Origin of the sequence: Streptomyces sp. NPDC001941, from assembly GCF_040296945.1 — a bacterium.
In the GTDB taxonomy this organism is placed as follows: domain Bacteria; phylum Actinomycetota; class Actinomycetes; order Streptomycetales; family Streptomycetaceae; genus Streptomyces.
The window spans coordinates 1-1,194 of the sequence record NZ_JBEOYE010000265.1 but is presented as its reverse complement, the minus strand read 5'-3'; the positions used below and the strand labels follow the sequence as shown (position 1 = coordinate 1,194).

At 32.5% G+C, this 1,194-nt stretch carries 1 protein-coding gene; it reads right to left on the bottom strand.

Features of this window, described 5'->3' with window-relative positions; translation table 11 throughout:
* The coding region (locus tag ABT160_RS47055; RefSeq protein WP_351656598.1) for a replication initiation protein at window positions 1–481 on the bottom strand (481 nt) is incomplete at its 3' end.
* Window positions 482–1,194: the final 713 nt, after the last annotated feature.

Below are 1,194 nucleotides of genomic sequence, written 5' to 3'. Positions count from 1 at the left end.
TATTGAGTTCTGAAATATCGGACAAGGCATGTTGTGTGAAATTCTTTTTAAGATTGATTAGATAAGGCATGATTTCAGGACTAAATCGAATAGTAACTTCATCATGATAATCGGTCCACTTTACATAGGGAATCGGCACAATATTTTCAAATTCAAATCCATGTTCTTTTTTTTCTTTAATTTTGAAAAAGGCTTGTTTCTGCATATTCTCAACTGCCTGCTTGAAACGACTATGTTTGTCATTGTCAGAAACTTTAAAAAACGTAAAAAGTTCTTCTTTTGAGAGATAGACTGTATGATCTTTAGGCGGTTCTTCGGTATCAATGCACGATACGGCTAACTCAAACATTTTGAGTGGGGTTTTATCCATTTTGGCAATGCTGGTAATTAAAGAATTATGCTCCACTACTTTTCGTTTTGATAATTCGTTCAAGATTTGCACCTGCTTCTGATTTTGTTCATTTTTTGGTATACTAGACATAGAAATACGCTCCTTTGAGTGTTTTTAGATACGCATGAAGATTCTCTCGACGAAAAGTGTTTCTTCATGCTTTTATTATACCATAATACATGGAGAAGATAATAGACATTCTCCATGTATAAACAGTTTTTTCTCCATATATAAACAGTTTTTTCTCCATATATAAACAGTTTTTTCTCCACATATTATTCTTTAACCCCTTGAAAACACTCACTTTTTTTTGACGCAAAAGAAGAAAAGATTAAAATATATATGATAAATATATATATAGGCTTCGCCTATTTTTTATTTTTTTCAAAAATGTAAAATCCAAAGTCAAAATCATCAAAAAAAGGAGTGAGCGAAAACCACGCTCACATTTTACTTGCAGCGTTCACTCGCACTCGCTAAAAGAAAAGATCAAACCCTCTCTTAGGACTTTCTTGGATTCCCTCTAATTGCTCGTATACGCTGTTTTAACTATTTGACTAGCTAAATACTCATACTTTGCAATCAAGCGTCTTACAGACGGTCAGGGCAAGCCCTAACAACCCTTAAATGGAAAACCTATACTTTGTTTAACTTGTTTTTTTACAACTTAAAACAAGCTATTCAATTCAAAATCACTTTAAACCCACTTAAAAGCTCGTTTAAGCATTCTTAATGTTCCCTTTGAACAAATAGACAGTTTCGAATTAAAGTCGCTTAAATCGAGTTTTAGAGCGTTTTAAAAT